Genomic DNA, 14,955 nt, shown 5'->3' on the forward strand with positions numbered 1-14,955 from the left:
CTGAGGTTCCCCAGAAAAAGTGGACACGGTTAGCTTGATTGCTGACGTGCGAGTGAGACGATCTCGAAATCGATAGGTGAGAGCATCTCCAACGAGCTGTGCCTCCTGTCATGGTTGTAGAATCGTATGTAATTGTCAAGTCCTGCAGCCATATTCGCGTAAGTGGTGAAAGCGTGACGCTTGTAGTACTCGTGCTTGATCGTCGACCACAGTGACTCGACACCGGCGTTGTCCCAGCAGATGCCGGTCGCACCCATGGAACGGTGCAAGCCATACTTCCCGCACACAGCAGCCAGATCATGGCTGGTGAATTGACTGCCGCGGTCCGAGTGCAAAATGGTGCTGGCTACTGATCCGCCACGCGTGAGGACTGCTGCATCGACGGCGTGCTCGACGAGCTCGGTGCGCATGTGATCGGCCAGTGACCAGCCCAGCACCCTGCGCGAGTGTTCATCGCGGATCGCGCAGAGATAGGCGTCGCCTTCACCGCAGCTCAGATAGGTGATGTCCGAGGTCCACACCGCGTCCAGGCGGCCCTGATCGAACACCCGGCCGACCCGGTCCGGCGGGAACGTGGCGGTCGGATCGACCTGGGTGGTCTTGACCTTGAAGGTGCGTGGGCTGATGCCCTCCACACCCAGCTCGGCCATGATCTTGGCGACCGTGTTCTCCGAGACGGACATGCCCTCGGCGTGCAGGTCCGCGGTGATCCGCGGCGAACCGTAGGTGCGAGTCGATGCCTTCCAGTGCGTCAGGATTTTCACCTCGAGATCGCGGCGCCACTGCTGATGCGGCGAGAGTTGAGTGGATCGTTGCCGCGCAGCCCACGCGTAGTAGCCTGAGCGTGAAACATCCAACAGTTCAGTGAGTTTCGATACGTCGCGGTCGGCGCACTCCGCGGCGATGAGCTCGAACTTGCTCACCGATGTTGCTGTGCCGCAAAGTACGCCGATACTTTTTTCAGGAACGTGATATCTCGGTCCTTCTCGGCGACTTCGGCGCGTAGCCGCACCAGTTCGGCCCGCTCGCCGGCAGTCAGTTCACCATCGGGCGGCGCATGTCGCACATCGGTGACAACCCCGTCGCGGAGCCGTTCCGTGCGAACCCATTTGGCCAGCAGGTTCTCATGCAGATTCAGTTCACGGGCCACCTCAGACACCGGGCGGTGACCATCAATCACCCGACGAGCAGCCTCCACCTTGAACTCAGGCGTAAACGACCGACGCGTCCTGGACATGTTGACATCCTTCCAGCAGGAAACAGGGTCCCGCTATCACAGGTGTCCACTGAAACTGGGGAAGTTCAGCCAGCGAGGCGGATGCGAACGGCGTTTCCTCGGCCGCGCCGCCCGGTCTCGATGTGGGCAACGCACCTGCTGGCTTGTGGTGACCGAACTATGGTTCCACCGCGTGGATCGCCAAGGCCAGTATGCGCTCGCGTTGTCGTTTGGAACGGCACGGAACGGTGGCCACGCCGAGGAAGAATCGCAGCAGGTCATCGACGCTAACTTCAGCGCGCACTCGGCCGGCGTCGCGGGCGCGATCCAGCAGCTGCTGTCCCGTTGTGTACAGGGCATCCCGGCTGGCCCGAAAGTCTCCGGTTTCGCGGTCTAGTGCGTCGCCAAGTTGACGTTTGGTGGTCAGGTAGCTGTCGAAACGGCGCAGCCACGCCACAAGGGCCTGCCATGGCTCGGTTCGAAGCAGCCGTTGCCCGTAGCGACATAGGTCGTCGACCTCGGCCGCGTAGACCGCTTCGACGAGGTCGCCGCGCGACGGGAAGTTGCGGTAGAGGGTGGCCACCCCCACCCCCGCGGCCTTAGCGATGTCGTCGAGCGAGGCTTGTGGGCCGTGGTCGGTGAAAGCTGTTCTAGCGGCTGTAAGGATTGCGTCGAAGTTGCGTGCGGCGTCGCTACGGTGGGGCCGACGTGCCGCCAGTTCTTGTGTGACCGACATCTTGCCTCTCTCGACTACCCCGAAGCGGAGTACCGCTATCAGTTAAAGTGATAGTGACCCACCGGATAACGGCAGAGTTTAGCAACTGCTGTCATCAGAACTGAATGGAGTGACGAATGCAACGACGAATCCTTGGTGCAACGGGTATCTCGGTGAGCCAGCTCGCTCTTGGGACGATGATGCTGGGCAGCTACGGCAATGCCGATCACGATGAGGGGATCCGCATTGTCCACGAGGCACTTGATGCCGGTGTCAACTTCGTCGACACTGCGGACGTCTACTCGCTTGGTGAGTCAGAGGTAATTGTCGGCAAGGCTCTGCAAGGGCGCCGCGACGACGTGGTGCTGGCAACAAAATTTGGCCTGGCGATGGGCGAAGATCCCAACCGGTCGGGGGGCTCACGTCGCTGGATCGTGCAGGCGGTGGAGGACAGTCTGCGCCGACTTGGGACTGACTAAAGGATTTCGACCTGACGGTGCCTGCTAATCGGGCCAAACTCGCCGCCGTCGAGCAACTTACCAAGCTTGCCGCCGACGCCGGCCTGCCGCTGGCACACCTGGCGACCGGGTTCGTGCTCGCCCACCCGGCGGCAACTGCGGTTCTCGTCGGTCCGCGCACCGTTGAGCAACTCCACGCCGCAATCGCCGGGGCCGACGTCGCACTCGACCCTGATGTGCTGGACCGCATCGACGAAATCGTCGCTCCGGGAACCGAAATCAACCCTGCCGACAACTATTTCGATAACCCTGCCCTGACCTACAAACGGCTTCGGCGCCGTTGACGACTTCTACACGCGTCCGTCGAAGTCCCGGCGGCAACACGTCACGACTCGATCACCTTCAGGACGCTTTCCCGGACCTGGTCGTTGAGTTGGTCGGCCGAGAGTCTTGCAGGCCAGGGCCGTGGACCAGATACGGCTCGTAGAGTTTCCAGCCATACAACACAACCGGCGGACCCGGCCCACGAAGATCGCTGCTAGGCTCGCAGTTGGCGACTGGATCGAACGCATCTACAACCGCCGACGACACTCGAAAATCGGCATGATCAGCCCAGTCGAGTCCGAACACCGCCACAATCAGACGGCACAAGCCGCCTGACCCTGTGTCCACCATCCGGGGGCAACCTCAGGGCTTGTGCCGGGTCTAACAGGCGCTCGGGTTCGATACCGCGACCGGAGGCGATGAGGTGTTCCGCGACTTGGTGTTGGCTCGAATCATCGAGCCCACCAGCAAGGCCGACTCACTACGAGTACTGGCCGAGACCGGCGTCGAGCTGGTCGATTACCGAACCGTGACACGGCGCCTGCCGGTGATCGCCAAACCTGCAGTGCGCCAAGCATTATCGACAGCATGCGCCGACCGAGCCGGGCTGGGGCCCGCGTCGCTGGTGCTCTACGACGTCTCGGTGCGCCCTGAGGCGCTTGTTGTTTGAGTGGAGGTGAGAGACCTGCATCGTAGGCTTCTGCCGTGTCCCCTGATTGTAATGATGCGTTGGGATCGTTCGCCAGTCACGTATGTGACTCATTGGTTGGTCGCGCTATCGGGCGTCTCTATCCCCACGGCAGCGTTGTCCTCTGGTGTGCCGAGGGTATAGCCGTAGTTTGCGGCGACGACGACGAAATGGGCGATCTCATCGGGCGTCGGCGGTTGAAGCGAACCGGTGACGGGGCGCCCGACTTCCAGAAAGAACCGTCCGAGGCGGGAAGTAGTGACGATGAGGTCGACCGCTGGTTTGTCGGAGACGTTGCGGTGAGCGTGCAGTGTTCCGCCCGGTACCCGCACGTAGTCGCCGGCGTGAGCGTCCCGCCATTCCAGGCCCTGGTTGCCGTGCATCAGCACTTGTTGGGTGCCGGCGACGATATAGAAGTCTTCGGCGTCGTCATGGCTGTGCAGCGGCACTGTCACGCCGGGCGGCACCACGCCCAGCAGCACGCAGAAATCCGCGTCCGCATCGCTTGGCCGCCTTAGGAATTCGACCGTCGGCCCGAACACGTCCAGAGCGTCGGCAGGTGTTCTTTCGGCGATCCGGTAAACGACGTTGCTGATGTGCTGCTGAGGTTCCATGTGCTCTCCGACTTTCGTGTCCTGAGGGACGCCGAGCTCCTACATCGTGTGGTTGTGCTGGGCCCGAAGGATCTGCGCGGCGCGTTCGCCGATGATGACGCACGGGGCCATGGTGTTTCCGGTGGTCACGCGTGGCAGGATCGAACCGTCGGCGATCCGAAGGCGTTCGATACCATTGATTTTCAGGTTGCCATCCACCACTGACATGGCGTCGTGGCCCATCTTGGCGGTACATGTTTGGTGCCAGTAGGGTGAGGCGGCGTCGCGGACGAAGCGCTCGAGCTCGGCGCCAGTCAGATTGCCCGGCATGACTTCGCGTTTGGCGAAGGGACTGAGTGGCGCTGAGTTGCCGATCTCGCGGCACAGTTCCACACTGGCTATCGCCGCCTTCATGTCCGCAGGGTCAGACAACGTGTTGGCCTCGATTCGTACCGGGTCGGTCGGATCGGGACCGGTCAGACGGATCTGGCCACGGCTCTTCGGCCGTACCACGCCGCCGGCCAGTGTCCAGCCAAACTCGGGTAGACCGAATCTGGCCGCATTCTCTGGACTCGACATCGGATGTTCACCCAGGCAGGTCTGCAATCCGGGCTGTCGAGGCCAGGGTCGCTCTTCCAGAAGTAGGTCGCCTCGATCGTGGTGTTGCGCGGCGGCAGCGGCTGGCGGTACTCCCAGACACAGTCGAAGCGGGGATGGTCCTGCAGGTTCTGGCCGACCCCCCGGCAGATGCTGTACGACGGATATGCCGAATTGCTGCAACTGGGCCTCGTCGCCGATGCCCGATTGCATCAACACCTTGGGAGTGTGGATCGCGCCCAGCGACAGCACCACTTCGGACCCCGCGCCAATGCGGTGGACGGTGCCGTTGTGGCTGAACTCCACACCGGTGGCCCGGCTACGTTCAAAGGTCACTCGGGTCACCAGAGCGCCGGTGAGCACGGTCAGATTCGGCCGGTGCAAAGTGGGGGAAATGTAGGAACGAAACACCGACTGGCGGGATCCATTGCGGGCTCGCAGATCTACGATCGACGCGCAGCGTTCGCCCTCCATCATTTGACCGTTCGAGTTCTCAAACGTCGGGATCCCCACCGAGCGGGCACCCTGGATCGCTGCGGGTGCGATCGGGTTGGGATTGGGTGCGGGCTCGATGTAAACCGGTCCTCCCGTCCCGCGGTAGTCCGGGCCGGGAGAACCATGCCAATCCTCGATGGACCGGTAAATGTTCAACACCGACTCATAGCTCCACGCCTTATCGCCGGCTTCCGATGCGATGTAATCCCAATCGTTCTGGTGCCCGCGCGACCACATCATGCCGTTGATGCTCGAACCGCCACCTAACACCTTGCCCATCGACATCGGAATCGAGCGGCCGTTGACATGGGGGCTGGGCTGCGACGAAAAATTCCAGTCCCGCTCACTGCCCAGGTTCAACAACCACTGATCGGCCTCCATCACCGCGGGCATGTCATCGGGACCACCGGCCTCCAGCAGCAACACACTGACATCGGCATCTTCCGACAGTCGACGCGCCACCACGCAACCCGACGACCCCGACCCGCAGACAATGAAGTCGTACTGCGGCATTACCTCAGCACCAAGCTGGTGCCGGCGACGAGGAGTGGGGTTGTTCTTCATATCTCGTCTCATTTCTAATCTGTTGGTGCCAAAGCGCTTCAGCCGGACCGGCACCGCGCGGGGAGCGCGATCTGCGCCGGCGTCTCTTGCGAATTACAGACCGACCGGGGGCTAGTGCGGCCCTCAAGGGAGTGATCGCAACAGCCTCAGGTGTGATGCCGGGGCGGCCAGGGTGCGGTGGAGGGAATCGGTCGAAGCGCGCCGGCCGCGCGAGCTGCGCCTCCAATAGCTCGGGTGGTGTGCCGAGGCGGTGGCGCACCTGAATGAGTTGGGCTGCCGACCGATTCTGCAATTCGATGCGGACGTTCCATAGCTGCGACGGTAGCCACTGTTGACGGCGGCGTGCCATCGCCAGCGCTTGGATCCGCGCTATTTGGTCAATGATTCGCGTTTGAACGAGGCTCGGGTGCCGCCGAGTGAAACGACCGTACGACGACCAGGTTGGATCCCACTCCGAACCACAGTCACGGGATGGGGGTTTGAGGGCGGCCATGAGAGCCATCGGGGCTGTGGAGTCTCCTTTCAGCACCCTTCGCCGTCGCCGCGGATGTCAGCGCAACACTGAAGGTCGGGTTCCAAAACGCTCGCGGCGACGACCACGCCGACCGGGACCTGGCCCACCACGGTGGGATTCGGGATCACCGTTAGCCCGGATGCCGAAGATTGGACGGTCCGATACGCGCGCAGAATGGGCGGTGGTGAGCCGCTCACGGGCTTTGACCTAGGAGATAAGCGCGTGAAGTCATCGGATCGCGAAACATATTGTAAAGCAACATGTTACGTCGCCCAGCAGCAACCCGCCGTATTCGATGCCGCCTACATATCAGATGTGCAGCTCAGTAGTTGGGTGGCAAGGCGCAGACAGCAATGCATCACTCAACGCGATCGCGAAGAAAGCGGGCGTCGGACCGGGCACGCTGTACCGGCACTTTCCCAGCCGAGAAGCATTGGTACTCGCGGTCTATCGCCATGACGTCGCGCAACTCGCCAATCTGGCGCCGGAGCTGCTCAAGCGGCGTCCGCCGGTGGAGGCGCTGCGGCAATGGTTCGAGCGCCTGGCGGACTACGGGAGAATGAAGCACGGCCTTGCCGACGTGTTGCGCGCGGCGACCACGGACGGCCTTTCGGGCGAGACGTATGAACCGGTGATCGGCGCTCTGACGATGCTGCTGGATTTTGCGAGCGGGCTGGAGTCACTCGGCCGGGGCTGGACCCCGACGACGTCATCCTGATGATGGGTTTTCTGTGGCGCATCGATCCGGCAGACGACTGGGAAGAGCGCACCGGTCGCATGCTCGACATCGTGATCGACGGCCTGCGGACGCCGCCGAAATCAGATGCGTGACGGGCGAAACAACGATGTTTTGCGCTCAAACCTGATGTCGGCGCGGGTTGCCAGCCTCCGCCACGCGGCCGGTTGCGTCTTGTCCAAACGGCCGGTGTTGCACGCCAGCGCTTTCCATAGGTTGAATTCGCCTGGCGGGGAGCGGATCCAAGGTTAGCAAGAGTCGGTGGCCGGTCCGACCCAATGACAATGTCGGACGGCAGCACCAAGACGTGTTCGGAGGAGCCCAGCGCACCCCAATCCTCATGAGGCGTGGTCATCCTGGCTTCGGGAATGTTGGTTGGTGACGCTGCAACTTCGGCCAACTACGGGCGCGGCCAGGTCTCCGGAAGGTTGTGACCGCCGTCGACCACCAGCACTGCGCCGGTGACGAACGAAGCCGAGTCATGCGCCAAAAACAACACGCTCGAGGCGATTTCATCGGGGGTTCCGCTGCGGCCCATCGGCCCCCTTGCCGCTGCCTGAGCTTCGAAAGCCAGCTGTGATCCAGTAGCGACATAGCCCGGTGCGACCAGGTTTACGGTGATCCCGCTGCCCACCACCTCCAAGGCAAGGGCTTGAGTCAACCCCACCAGCGCGGCTTTCGCGGCACCATACGGCGACTGTCCCGGCATCGCGTTAACCGTGCCAGTGGTGGAGCCTACTGAGACGATGCGCCCGTAACCGGCGTTCCGCATTGTCGGCACCGCCGCCCGACACATGAGAAACGCTGTGGTGAGGTTGCGGGCGATCGCCGCGTTCCACTCGGAAAGCGACAATTCGTTGACATCTCCGTCGGCATCCCACCCCCAGGCGACCGACGTCATGCCGGCATTGTTGACAACCACATCAAGTCGGCCCCACCGGTCCAGCGCGGTCTGCACCAATACGTCGGCTGACCCGTCGACGGTTAGGTCGGCGGTAACCCCCGTAGCGGCGTCACCCAGTTCGGCGACTCGGTCAAGCACTCGGTCGGAGGTTGCCCCCAACACGACCCGTGCGCCCTCGGCCACCAACTGTCGGGCAACCGCGGCGCCGATTCCTTCAGGGGCGCCAGCGCCCGTCACGATCGCAACACGGTCCCTGAAACGCTCCACGGTTGCCAATCGTACTGCCCTAGCTCGTCGCCCGACATGGGTCGTGCGACCACGGAGTCCACCTTTGGCGAATCTTGACCCAGCGCCCTGCGCGTTGATCGCGCCAACCCGCGTAATCACAGATATCTGCGCGGGTCGCCCACATGTTCTCCGGGTGAAGAGAGTGGCAAGCGAGCGGCAATGTTAGGCCCTGAAGGAGCTGGGCCTTCTGGAAGGCGTGAGGCCGCAACGACTCGCCGGAGTCGACCCGGTTAAAACAGGGCAGGGGCGGCAGGCATCGTCCGAAGCGGGGTTGGTCAGGGCACTGTGGCATCTGGTGGGCCTGATTATGCGCGCCTTCGGCGACGAACTCGTCAAGAGACCGCGACCGCGACGCATCTTCAGATACCCGTGCATGCTTCCCGCCGTGGGAGCGGTCGCCGACTATCTCGGCGAGTACGGCGCATTGGTGCGGGCGGCCAAGGCGGGACTGCAGTGGATTGCCCACCATCCGGTACCGGCCTGACAACTCGCGCCGTACCCCCAGCAGTAGTAGAGAACCTACAATCCGACGGTGGCCCGATTGGTACAGCGTTACCTGGACCGAATCCTCGACGAGCACCGGCAGGTGCGCGACGGGGCGCTCGCAAGCTACATCCCCGAACTCACGCGCGTCGATCCGAACGGGTTCGGCCTGTCGTTGTCCTCGGCGGATGGGTACGTCTACGAATGTGGCGATGCAGGAGTCGAATTCACCATTCAGTCGATCTCGAAGCCGTTCACCTACGCGTTGGCACTGGACCGGATCGGCCAGGACGCGGTGGACGCCAAGATCGGTGTCGAGCCGTCCGGGGAGGCGTTCAACGAGATCAGCGTCGACGGGACCACCAAGAAGCCGAAGAACCCGATGGTCAACGCCGGTGCCATCGCGGCCGTGTCGTTGATCCCGGCGAAGACAACCGACGAGCGGTTCGCCCTGATTCAGGAGTTCTACTCCGCGTTCGCGGGTCGTCGGCTCGAACTCGATCACGACGTCTATGCGTCGGAGAAGGCCACCGGAAGCCGCAACCGTGCTATCGCCTACATGCTGCAGAGCTTCGGGGTGCTCGACGACGATCCTGACGACGTCCTCGACGTGTACTTCCGACAGTGTTCGTTGAAGGTCACCTCGACCGATCTGGCACGCATGGCCGCGACCCTGGCCCGCGGCGGGGTGAACCCGATGACGGGCCGGAGGGTGACCAACGCCTCCGTCGTCAAGCGCACGCTTTCGGTGATGGTGACGTGTGGCATGTACGACGCGGCGGGGGACTGGGTCAGCGCCGTCGGCATGCCGGCCAAGAGCGGGGTGGGCGGAGGCATCGTCGCCGTGCTTCCCGGCCAGCTCGGCATCGGCGTGTACTCACCGCTACTCGACGCCAAGGGCAACAGCGTGCGCGGAGTCCGCTTGTGCCGCAGCCTATCCGAGCAACTCGGTTTGCACTTCCTCACCGTGTCCCGCGACTCCCGCGCCACGCTGCGGGCGGTGTACGAGCCGCGCGACGGCATCCGCGTCTACGAGACGCACGGCGATCTGCTGTTCAGCGGGGCCGAGCAGGTTGCGCGCATCGTGGATCGCGAGCGCGGGAACTTCGCCGCGGCGATCCTCGACGTCTCCCGCGTCGACGACATCGACGATGCGGCACGCGAATTGCTCTCGGGAACCAGTGCCGACTTACGCGCCGACGGAAAGGCCGGCTATTTCGTCGATCCGGAGGGGATCGTCGTCCGCAACGAGCCGGAATACGAAGCAGTCCGCTTTGCCACCGTTGATGAGGCGGTCGCGACCGCCGACAAGGGTCTGCGAGAGAACTGGATGTGAGCGTCAGCCGTGCGAGATGGGGCACGCGACGTCGACGTAGACCGTCGTGGTCGTCGTCGGGTCCGTGGTGGGGCCAACCGGATTGTGGATATTCGTCACCGTGCAGGAGGTCAGAAGTGAGGTGTTACCGCTCGAAACCCCGTTGACCTCAACGACGTAACCCTCTGCCCGTAGTTCTTCGATCACGGCTGCCGCCGACTTGGTGTCGATGTCCGGGTCTGCCGCCGCTGCCGGGACGAGGATGACTGCTGCGGCGCCGCCGAAGGCAACCAGCAGCGCTACGTAGCGTCGCAATGCGAGTGACATGTGACCAGCGCCCCTGCATCTCTTAAGAAGTTCTGTGTCCCCGCTGTGAGAACGCTCCGAGCGTAACGCGCCGCAGGCGCCGTTCCCGGCTACTGGACCGGCACGGCGAGCCGGGTCGGTTCGTCGTGGCCCCGCAGTGTCACCGTCTCGCCGAGAGTCCAATGCGCACTCTCGCTTTCGCCGGCACGTTCCACGGTCGCCGACGAGGCGACCAGATGTCCGTCGACGGACTTGGAGAGCTCGCAGAGCCGGGCAGCCTCGTTGACGGGTTCGCCGATCACCGTGTACTCGAAACGTTCCTTGGCGCCGACGTTTCCCGCCACCACCATGCCCGCCGCGACCCCGATGCCCGCCTGGCATTCGGGCACCTCGGCTCGCAACCGCTGCGCCATTCCCCGCGCGGCGGCCAGTGCCTCTTCCTCGGAGTTCTCGAGTGACACGGGTGCGCCGAACACGGCGAGGACGGCGTCGCCTTCGAACTTGTTGACCAATCCGTGGTGGCGGTCCACCTCGTCGACGACGACGGCGAAGAATCGGTTGAGCAATTCGACGACCTCGACAGCGGGCCGACTCGTCACCAGCTGCGTTGATCCGATGATGTCCACGAATATGACTGCCGCGCGGCGTTCCTCACCACCGAGCTGCGGGCGTTCCTTCTCCGCCAGCGCGGCAACCTCACGGCCGACGTGCTGGCCGAACAGGTCACGCACGCGCTCTCGTTCCCTCAGCCCGGTGACCATCGAGTTGAATCCGCGCTGCAGCTGACCGAGTTCGGTGCCGTCGAACACCACCAGGTCGGTGTCCAGATCGCCTTGCTCGACGCGGTTGAGCGCGGCGTACACCGTCCGCACCGGGGTGGCCGTGAGCCAGGCCAGGATCCACATCGTAATGGCGCCGAACACCAACGCGAACAGGGCGAGAATCATCACGGCGACGGTGAATTGGGTCGGCGTCACGTTCCTCAGTGACAGCGTGATGGTCGCGGCCAGCAGGATGCCCAGCACCGGCACCCCCGACCCGAGTGCCCACACCAACATGGTGCGGCCCATGACCCCGGGGGCGAACCGCCGCGGCGGGGGGCCGACCTCCAGCGCTTGGGCGGCGACCGGGCGCAGTGCGAACTCGGTTAACAGATAGCAGCTGGCCGACACGACGATGCCGGGGAAGCTGATGCCCAGGAGCCACTTCGGGATGAACTGGGTGTCGACGAGTGCGTACATCGTCGTGAGAACGATCGTGCCCAGGCCCCACAGAATCAATAGCACCCGGGTCAGACGCCACGGCGCCAAGAACGTATTGTGCTGGTCCGCCTTCGTGGGTGTGCACTCTTCGATGGACCAGCGGACGTTGTTCATCACGCGATAGGTGGCCCAGAAGACACCGACGATCAGCGCACCGAAGATGTAGACGGGGACGGCGATGAAGGTGATCCACCGGACCTGCGGCTCGAACACGCTCGGCGTGGGGAAGGCGACGGTGACCACCAACGTGGCGACGCCGATCCCGATCAGGTTGGCCACCACGACGAACAGCGTGAGGATGACCTGAATGCGGATCCTCCGGCGGCGCTGGCTCTCCGACACGCGGCCCAGGATCCACGAGCCGTACTCGGGGGTGGCCCCCTCCCGGCTGCTCTGGTTGGTCACCGACTCCAGGACACGGCCCAGCCGCTGCGCCGTGCTCTTCTTCTGCATCATCGTGGCGTCAGCCTAGTAAGCCTGCAGCGGCCATCTATGGTTGTTCCCGTGCGCCTCGTCATCGCCCAGTGCACCGTCGACTACGTCGGGCGCCTCACGGCTCACCTACCCTCTGCCCGCCGGCTGTTGTTGATCAAGTCGGACGGGTCGGTCAGCGTGCACGCCGACGACCGTGCCTACAAGCCGTTGAACTGGATGAGCCCGCCGTGCTGGCTCGTCGAGCAGACGGGTGGTCCCAGTCCGGTGTGGGTGGTGGAGAACAAGGCGGGCGAGCAGTTGCGCATCACCGTCGAGGACGTCGAGCACGACTCCAGCCACGAGCTGGGCGTCGATCCCGGGCTGGTCAAGGATGGCGTCGAGGCGCACCTGCAGGTGCTGCTCGCCGAGCACGTCGAGTTGCTCGGCGTCGGATACACCTTGGTCCGGCGGGAGTACATGACCGCGATCGGTCCCGTCGACCTGATGTGCCGAGACGAGACGGGACGCTCGGTGGCCGTCGAGATCAAGCGACGCGGCGAGATTGACGGCGTCGAGCAGCTCACCCGCTATCTGGACCTCTTGAACCGGGACGCTCGACTGGCCCCGGTGAGCGGCGTCTTCGCCGCCCAGCAGATCAAGCCTCAGGCGCGCACGCTCGCGGTCGACCGTGGAATACGTTGCGTGACATTGGATTATGACCAGATGCGCGGCCTGGACAGTACCGAGTTCCGACTGTTCTGAGGCCCTACACTGGAGCCATGGCCAGGCGCCGTACCCCACCTCGCAGACAACCGCCGTTGCCGCCGTTCGCCGGGTCGCGCCGCGTCGAGGTCGGACCGGACGGCTACGACTACGACGTCAAGCCTGTCGCCGCGTCGAGGGCGACCAAGACGTACCGCTGTCCCGGGTGTGATCAGGAGATCAGACCGGCCACGCCTCACGTGGTCGTGTGGCCGGCCGACATGGGAGAGTCCGCCGTCGACGACCGACGGCACTGGCACACGCCGTGTTGGAGCAATCGCGCGACGCGCGGACCGACCAGGAAGTGGTCTTAGCGGTCAGTGCTCTTCAGTGCTCATCGGAGGCGGGCTCGACCAGCTCGATCAACACGCCGCCGGTGTCCTTCGGGTGGATGAAGTTGATCCGCGAGTTTGCCGTGCCGCGGCGGGGAGCGTCATAGATGAGCCGCATGCCGTCTTCGCGTAGCCGATCCGACAGGGTGTCGAGATCGCCGGTGCGGTAGGCCAGTTGCTGCAGACCGGGACCACGCTTGTCGATGAACTTGGCGATCGTCGAATTCTCGTCCAACGGAGACATCAGTTGCACCTGGGCGCTGCCCTTGGGCGCGCCGCGGACCGACAGCATGGCCTCGCGGATGCCCTGATCGTCGTTGACCTCTTCGTGGAGCACGATCATGCCGAGATAGTCGTGATACCACTTGATCGCGACGTCGAGGTCGGGGACCGCAATGCCGACGTGGTCGACGGCTGTCACGAGAGCGCTCGACAGCACGGAGCGCGTACCAACATGCTCGGTCGTCATTTAGTCACGGTAACCTTTACCGGAATGTTTACGTAGTGTGATTGGCCACACATTTCCCGGAACAAGGCCCATGGAGGTAGCACATGACGACGTCGGTGATCGTAGCTGGAGCCCGTACGCCGGTCGGCAAACTGATGGGATCGCTCAAGGACTTCTCCGGGAGTGACCTCGGTGCCGTCGCCATCGCCGGAGCGCTGGAGAAGGCAGGGGTGGCGGCCTCAGCCGTCGAGTACGTGATCATGGGTCAGGTGCTCACCGCAGGCGCCGGGCAGATGCCCGCCCGCCAGGCCGCCGTCGCCGCGGGCATCGGCTGGGACGTGCCCGCGCTGACGATCAACAAGATGTGTCTCTCCGGCATCGACGCCATCGCGCTGGCCGACCAACTCATCCGGGCGGGCGAGTTCGACGTCGTGGTCGCCGGCGGGCAGGAGTCGATGACCAAGGCGCCGCACATGCTGATGGACAGCCGGTCGGGATACAAGTACGGCGACGTCACGGTGCTCGACCACATGGCCTACGACGGCCTGTACGACGTGTTCACCGACCAGCCGATGGGCGCGCTCACCGAGCAGCGCAACGACGTCGACCAGTTCACCCGCACGGAGCAGGACGAGTTCGCGGCACGGTCGCATCAACTGGCGGCGGCGGCGTGGAAGGACGGCGTGTACGCCGACGAGGTCGTCCCGGTGAAGATCCCCCAGCGAAAGGGCGACCCGATCGAGTTCGCCGAGGACGAGGGCATTCGGGCCAACACCACCGTGGAGTCGCTGGCCGGGCTGCGGCCGGCTTTCCGCACGGACGGCACCATCACGGCCGGGTCGGCGTCGCAGATCTCCGACGGAGCTTGTGCAGTCGTGGTGATGAACAAGTCCAAGGCCGAGGAGTTGGGGCTCGACTGGTTGTGTGAGATCGGTGCCCACGGCGTCGTGGCAGGGCCGGACTCGACGCTGCAGAGCCAACCCGCGAACGCGATCAAGAAGGCGATCGCCAGGGAGGGCATCTCGATCGACCAACTCGACGTCATCGAGATCAACGAGGCATTCTCAGCGGTCGCGCTGGCTTCCACCAAGGAGCTCGGCATCGACGCCGCCTTGGTCAACGTGGACGGCGGCGCCATCGCCATCGGCCACCCGATCGGCATGTCCGGCGCGCGAATCACGTTGCACGCCGCCCTCGAGTTGGCCCGGCGTGGTTCGGGTTACGCCGTCGCGGCGCTCTGCGGAGCAGGCGGGCAGGGCGATGCCCTGATCCTGCGTCGCCCCTGAGGCCCGGCCAATAGCTCAACGACGCAGCGTAGTAGCTAGCCGCGCGTTCAGGCACAATGGCGGCCATGACGAGCACTTTCGATGCCAGCAAGGTCGCGGGCTGGTTCCGGTTGATCGCGTTTGCGGAGGCCGTCACGTGGGTCGGTCTGCTGATCGGGATGTACTTCAAGTACCTCGGCACACCCCGCACCGAGGTCGGAGTGAAGATCTTTGGCATGGCCCACGGGCTGGTCTTCATTGCGTTCGTCGTTGCTG

At 64.1% G+C, this 14,955-nt stretch carries 15 protein-coding genes and 3 pseudogenes; 9 read left to right on the forward strand and 9 right to left on the reverse strand.

Annotated features, from left to right (window positions below; genetic code table 11):
• Positions 1-29: 29 nt before the first annotated feature.
• From QOI01_RS23370 to QOI01_RS23380, 3 genes are all read right to left on the reverse strand, one after another.
• A complete protein-coding gene (locus QOI01_RS23370) occupies positions 30-923 on the reverse strand; it encodes an IS3 family transposase (protein ID WP_526385176.1) in 894 nt (297 codons plus the stop codon).
• Positions 920-1,237, reverse strand: coding sequence for a transposase (locus tag QOI01_RS23375; RefSeq protein ID WP_526385178.1), 318 nt, complete (start codon positions 1,235-1,237; stop codon positions 920-922). Before QOI01_RS23375 ends, QOI01_RS23370 begins: the two co-directional genes overlap by 4 nt.
• A gap of 157 nt (positions 1,238-1,394) precedes the next feature.
• Positions 1,395-1,952, reverse strand: a complete 558-nt coding sequence (locus tag QOI01_RS23380; RefSeq protein ID WP_526385180.1) for a TetR/AcrR family transcriptional regulator — start codon at positions 1,950-1,952, stop codon at positions 1,395-1,397.
• Positions 1,953-2,068: 116 nt separating this feature from the next.
• On the opposite strand from QOI01_RS23380, the pseudogene QOI01_RS23385 reads away from it, so the two are divergent.
• A pseudogene (locus QOI01_RS23385) lies at positions 2,069-2,733 on the forward strand (aldo/keto reductase).
• Between the two features lie 404 nt (positions 2,734-3,137).
• Positions 3,138-3,383 carry a hypothetical protein gene (locus tag QOI01_RS23390; protein ID WP_526385182.1) on the forward strand — a complete coding sequence of 82 codons (246 nt, stop codon included), beginning with the start codon at positions 3,138-3,140 and terminating at the stop codon, positions 3,381-3,383.
• Between the two features lie 89 nt (positions 3,384-3,472).
• Here QOI01_RS23390 and QOI01_RS23395 read toward each other — a convergent pair whose 3' ends face one another.
• A complete protein-coding gene (locus QOI01_RS23395) occupies positions 3,473-4,015 on the reverse strand; it encodes a cupin domain-containing protein (protein ID WP_526385184.1) in 543 nt (180 codons plus the stop codon).
• Between the two features lie 39 nt (positions 4,016-4,054).
• Positions 4,055-5,650 (reverse strand): annotated as a pseudogene (locus tag QOI01_RS23400) (GMC family oxidoreductase).
• Between the two features lie 827 nt (positions 5,651-6,477).
• On the opposite strand from QOI01_RS23400, the gene QOI01_RS23405 reads away from it, so the two are divergent.
• Positions 6,478-6,882 (forward strand): TetR/AcrR family transcriptional regulator, encoded by a 405-nt coding sequence (locus QOI01_RS23405; RefSeq protein ID WP_526385186.1) that lies wholly within the window; start codon positions 6,478-6,480, stop codon positions 6,880-6,882.
• Positions 6,883-7,300: 418 nt separating this feature from the next.
• Here the strand turns inward: QOI01_RS23405 and QOI01_RS23410 are convergent, their stop codons facing one another.
• Positions 7,301-8,191: an SDR family NAD(P)-dependent oxidoreductase gene (locus QOI01_RS23410; protein ID WP_526385188.1), complete on the reverse strand. Its 891-nt coding sequence runs from the start codon at positions 8,189-8,191 to the stop codon at positions 7,301-7,303.
• A 172-nt stretch (positions 8,192-8,363) separates the two neighbouring features.
• Here QOI01_RS23410 and QOI01_RS23415 point away from each other — a divergent pair.
• Positions 8,364-8,576: pseudogene (locus tag QOI01_RS23415) on the forward strand (hypothetical protein); the annotation flags it as partial.
• A 48-nt stretch (positions 8,577-8,624) separates the two neighbouring features.
• Positions 8,625-9,911, forward strand: coding sequence for a glutaminase A (gene glsA, locus QOI01_RS23420; protein WP_526385190.1), 1,287 nt, complete (start codon positions 8,625-8,627; stop codon positions 9,909-9,911).
• A 3-nt stretch (positions 9,912-9,914) separates the two neighbouring features.
• Here glsA and QOI01_RS23425 read toward each other — a convergent pair whose 3' ends face one another.
• Together QOI01_RS23425 and QOI01_RS23430 are read right to left on the reverse strand one after the other, a co-directional pair.
• A complete protein-coding gene (locus QOI01_RS23425) occupies positions 9,915-10,217 on the reverse strand; it encodes a hypothetical protein (protein WP_526385192.1) in 303 nt (100 codons plus the stop codon).
• A gap of 89 nt (positions 10,218-10,306) precedes the next feature.
• The gene (locus QOI01_RS23430; protein WP_526385194.1) at positions 10,307-11,914 is read right to left on the reverse strand and encodes an adenylate/guanylate cyclase domain-containing protein; all 1,608 of its coding nucleotides are present in this window, start codon (positions 11,912-11,914) and stop codon (positions 10,307-10,309) included.
• 48 nt (positions 11,915-11,962) lie between these two features.
• Between QOI01_RS23430 and nucS the strand changes: the two genes are divergently transcribed.
• Complete coding sequence (gene nucS / locus QOI01_RS23435; RefSeq protein WP_526385196.1) at positions 11,963-12,634, forward strand: endonuclease NucS; 672 nt, start codon at positions 11,963-11,965, stop codon at positions 12,632-12,634.
• A gap of 17 nt (positions 12,635-12,651) precedes the next feature.
• Positions 12,652-12,948: an Rv1322 family protein gene (locus QOI01_RS23440; protein ID WP_526385197.1), complete on the forward strand. Its 297-nt coding sequence runs from the start codon at positions 12,652-12,654 to the stop codon at positions 12,946-12,948.
• 13 nt (positions 12,949-12,961) lie between these two features.
• Here the strand turns inward: QOI01_RS23440 and mce are convergent, their stop codons facing one another.
• Complete coding sequence (gene mce / locus QOI01_RS23445) at positions 12,962-13,435, reverse strand: methylmalonyl-CoA epimerase (RefSeq protein ID WP_526385199.1); 474 nt, start codon at positions 13,433-13,435, stop codon at positions 12,962-12,964.
• Positions 13,436-13,518: 83 nt separating this feature from the next.
• On the opposite strand from mce, the gene QOI01_RS23450 reads away from it, so the two are divergent.
• Positions 13,519-14,700: a thiolase family protein gene (locus QOI01_RS23450; protein WP_526385201.1), complete on the forward strand. Its 1,182-nt coding sequence runs from the start codon at positions 13,519-13,521 to the stop codon at positions 14,698-14,700.
• A 56-nt stretch (positions 14,701-14,756) separates the two neighbouring features.
• Positions 14,757-14,955: DUF3817 domain-containing protein (locus QOI01_RS23455; RefSeq protein WP_526385203.1), on the forward strand; the 199-nt coding region annotated here is incomplete at its 3' end.

The sequence above is a fragment of the Mycobacterium sp. genome (assembly GCF_032162605.1).
GTDB lineage: Bacteria > Actinomycetota > Actinomycetes > Mycobacteriales > Mycobacteriaceae > Mycobacterium.

What these genes read in the sequence shown, in the direction of transcription:
- QOI01_RS23375 (WP_526385178.1), bottom strand. Translation starts at nt 1,237, where the DNA reads ATGTCCAGGACGCGTCGGTCGTTTACGCCTGAGTTCAAGGTGGAGGCT.
- QOI01_RS23380 (WP_526385180.1), bottom strand. Translation starts at nt 1,952, where the DNA reads ATGTCGGTCACACAAGAACTGGCGGCACGTCGGCCCCACCGTAGCGAC.
- QOI01_RS23395 (WP_526385184.1), bottom strand. Translation starts at nt 4,015, where the DNA reads ATGGAACCTCAGCAGCACATCAGCAACGTCGTTTACCGGATCGCCGAA.
- QOI01_RS23405 (WP_526385186.1), top strand. Translation starts at nt 6,478, where the DNA reads ATGTGCAGCTCAGTAGTTGGGTGGCAAGGCGCAGACAGCAATGCATCA.
- QOI01_RS23425 (WP_526385192.1), bottom strand. Translation starts at nt 10,217, where the DNA reads ATGTCACTCGCATTGCGACGCTACGTAGCGCTGCTGGTTGCCTTCGGC.
- QOI01_RS23430 (WP_526385194.1), bottom strand. Translation starts at nt 11,914, where the DNA reads ATGATGCAGAAGAAGAGCACGGCGCAGCGGCTGGGCCGTGTCCTGGAG.
- QOI01_RS23440 (WP_526385197.1), top strand. Translation starts at nt 12,652, where the DNA reads ATGGCCAGGCGCCGTACCCCACCTCGCAGACAACCGCCGTTGCCGCCG.
- mce (WP_526385199.1), bottom strand. Translation starts at nt 13,435, where the DNA reads ATGACGACCGAGCATGTTGGTACGCGCTCCGTGCTGTCGAGCGCTCTC.
- QOI01_RS23450 (WP_526385201.1), top strand. Translation starts at nt 13,519, where the DNA reads ATGACGACGTCGGTGATCGTAGCTGGAGCCCGTACGCCGGTCGGCAAA.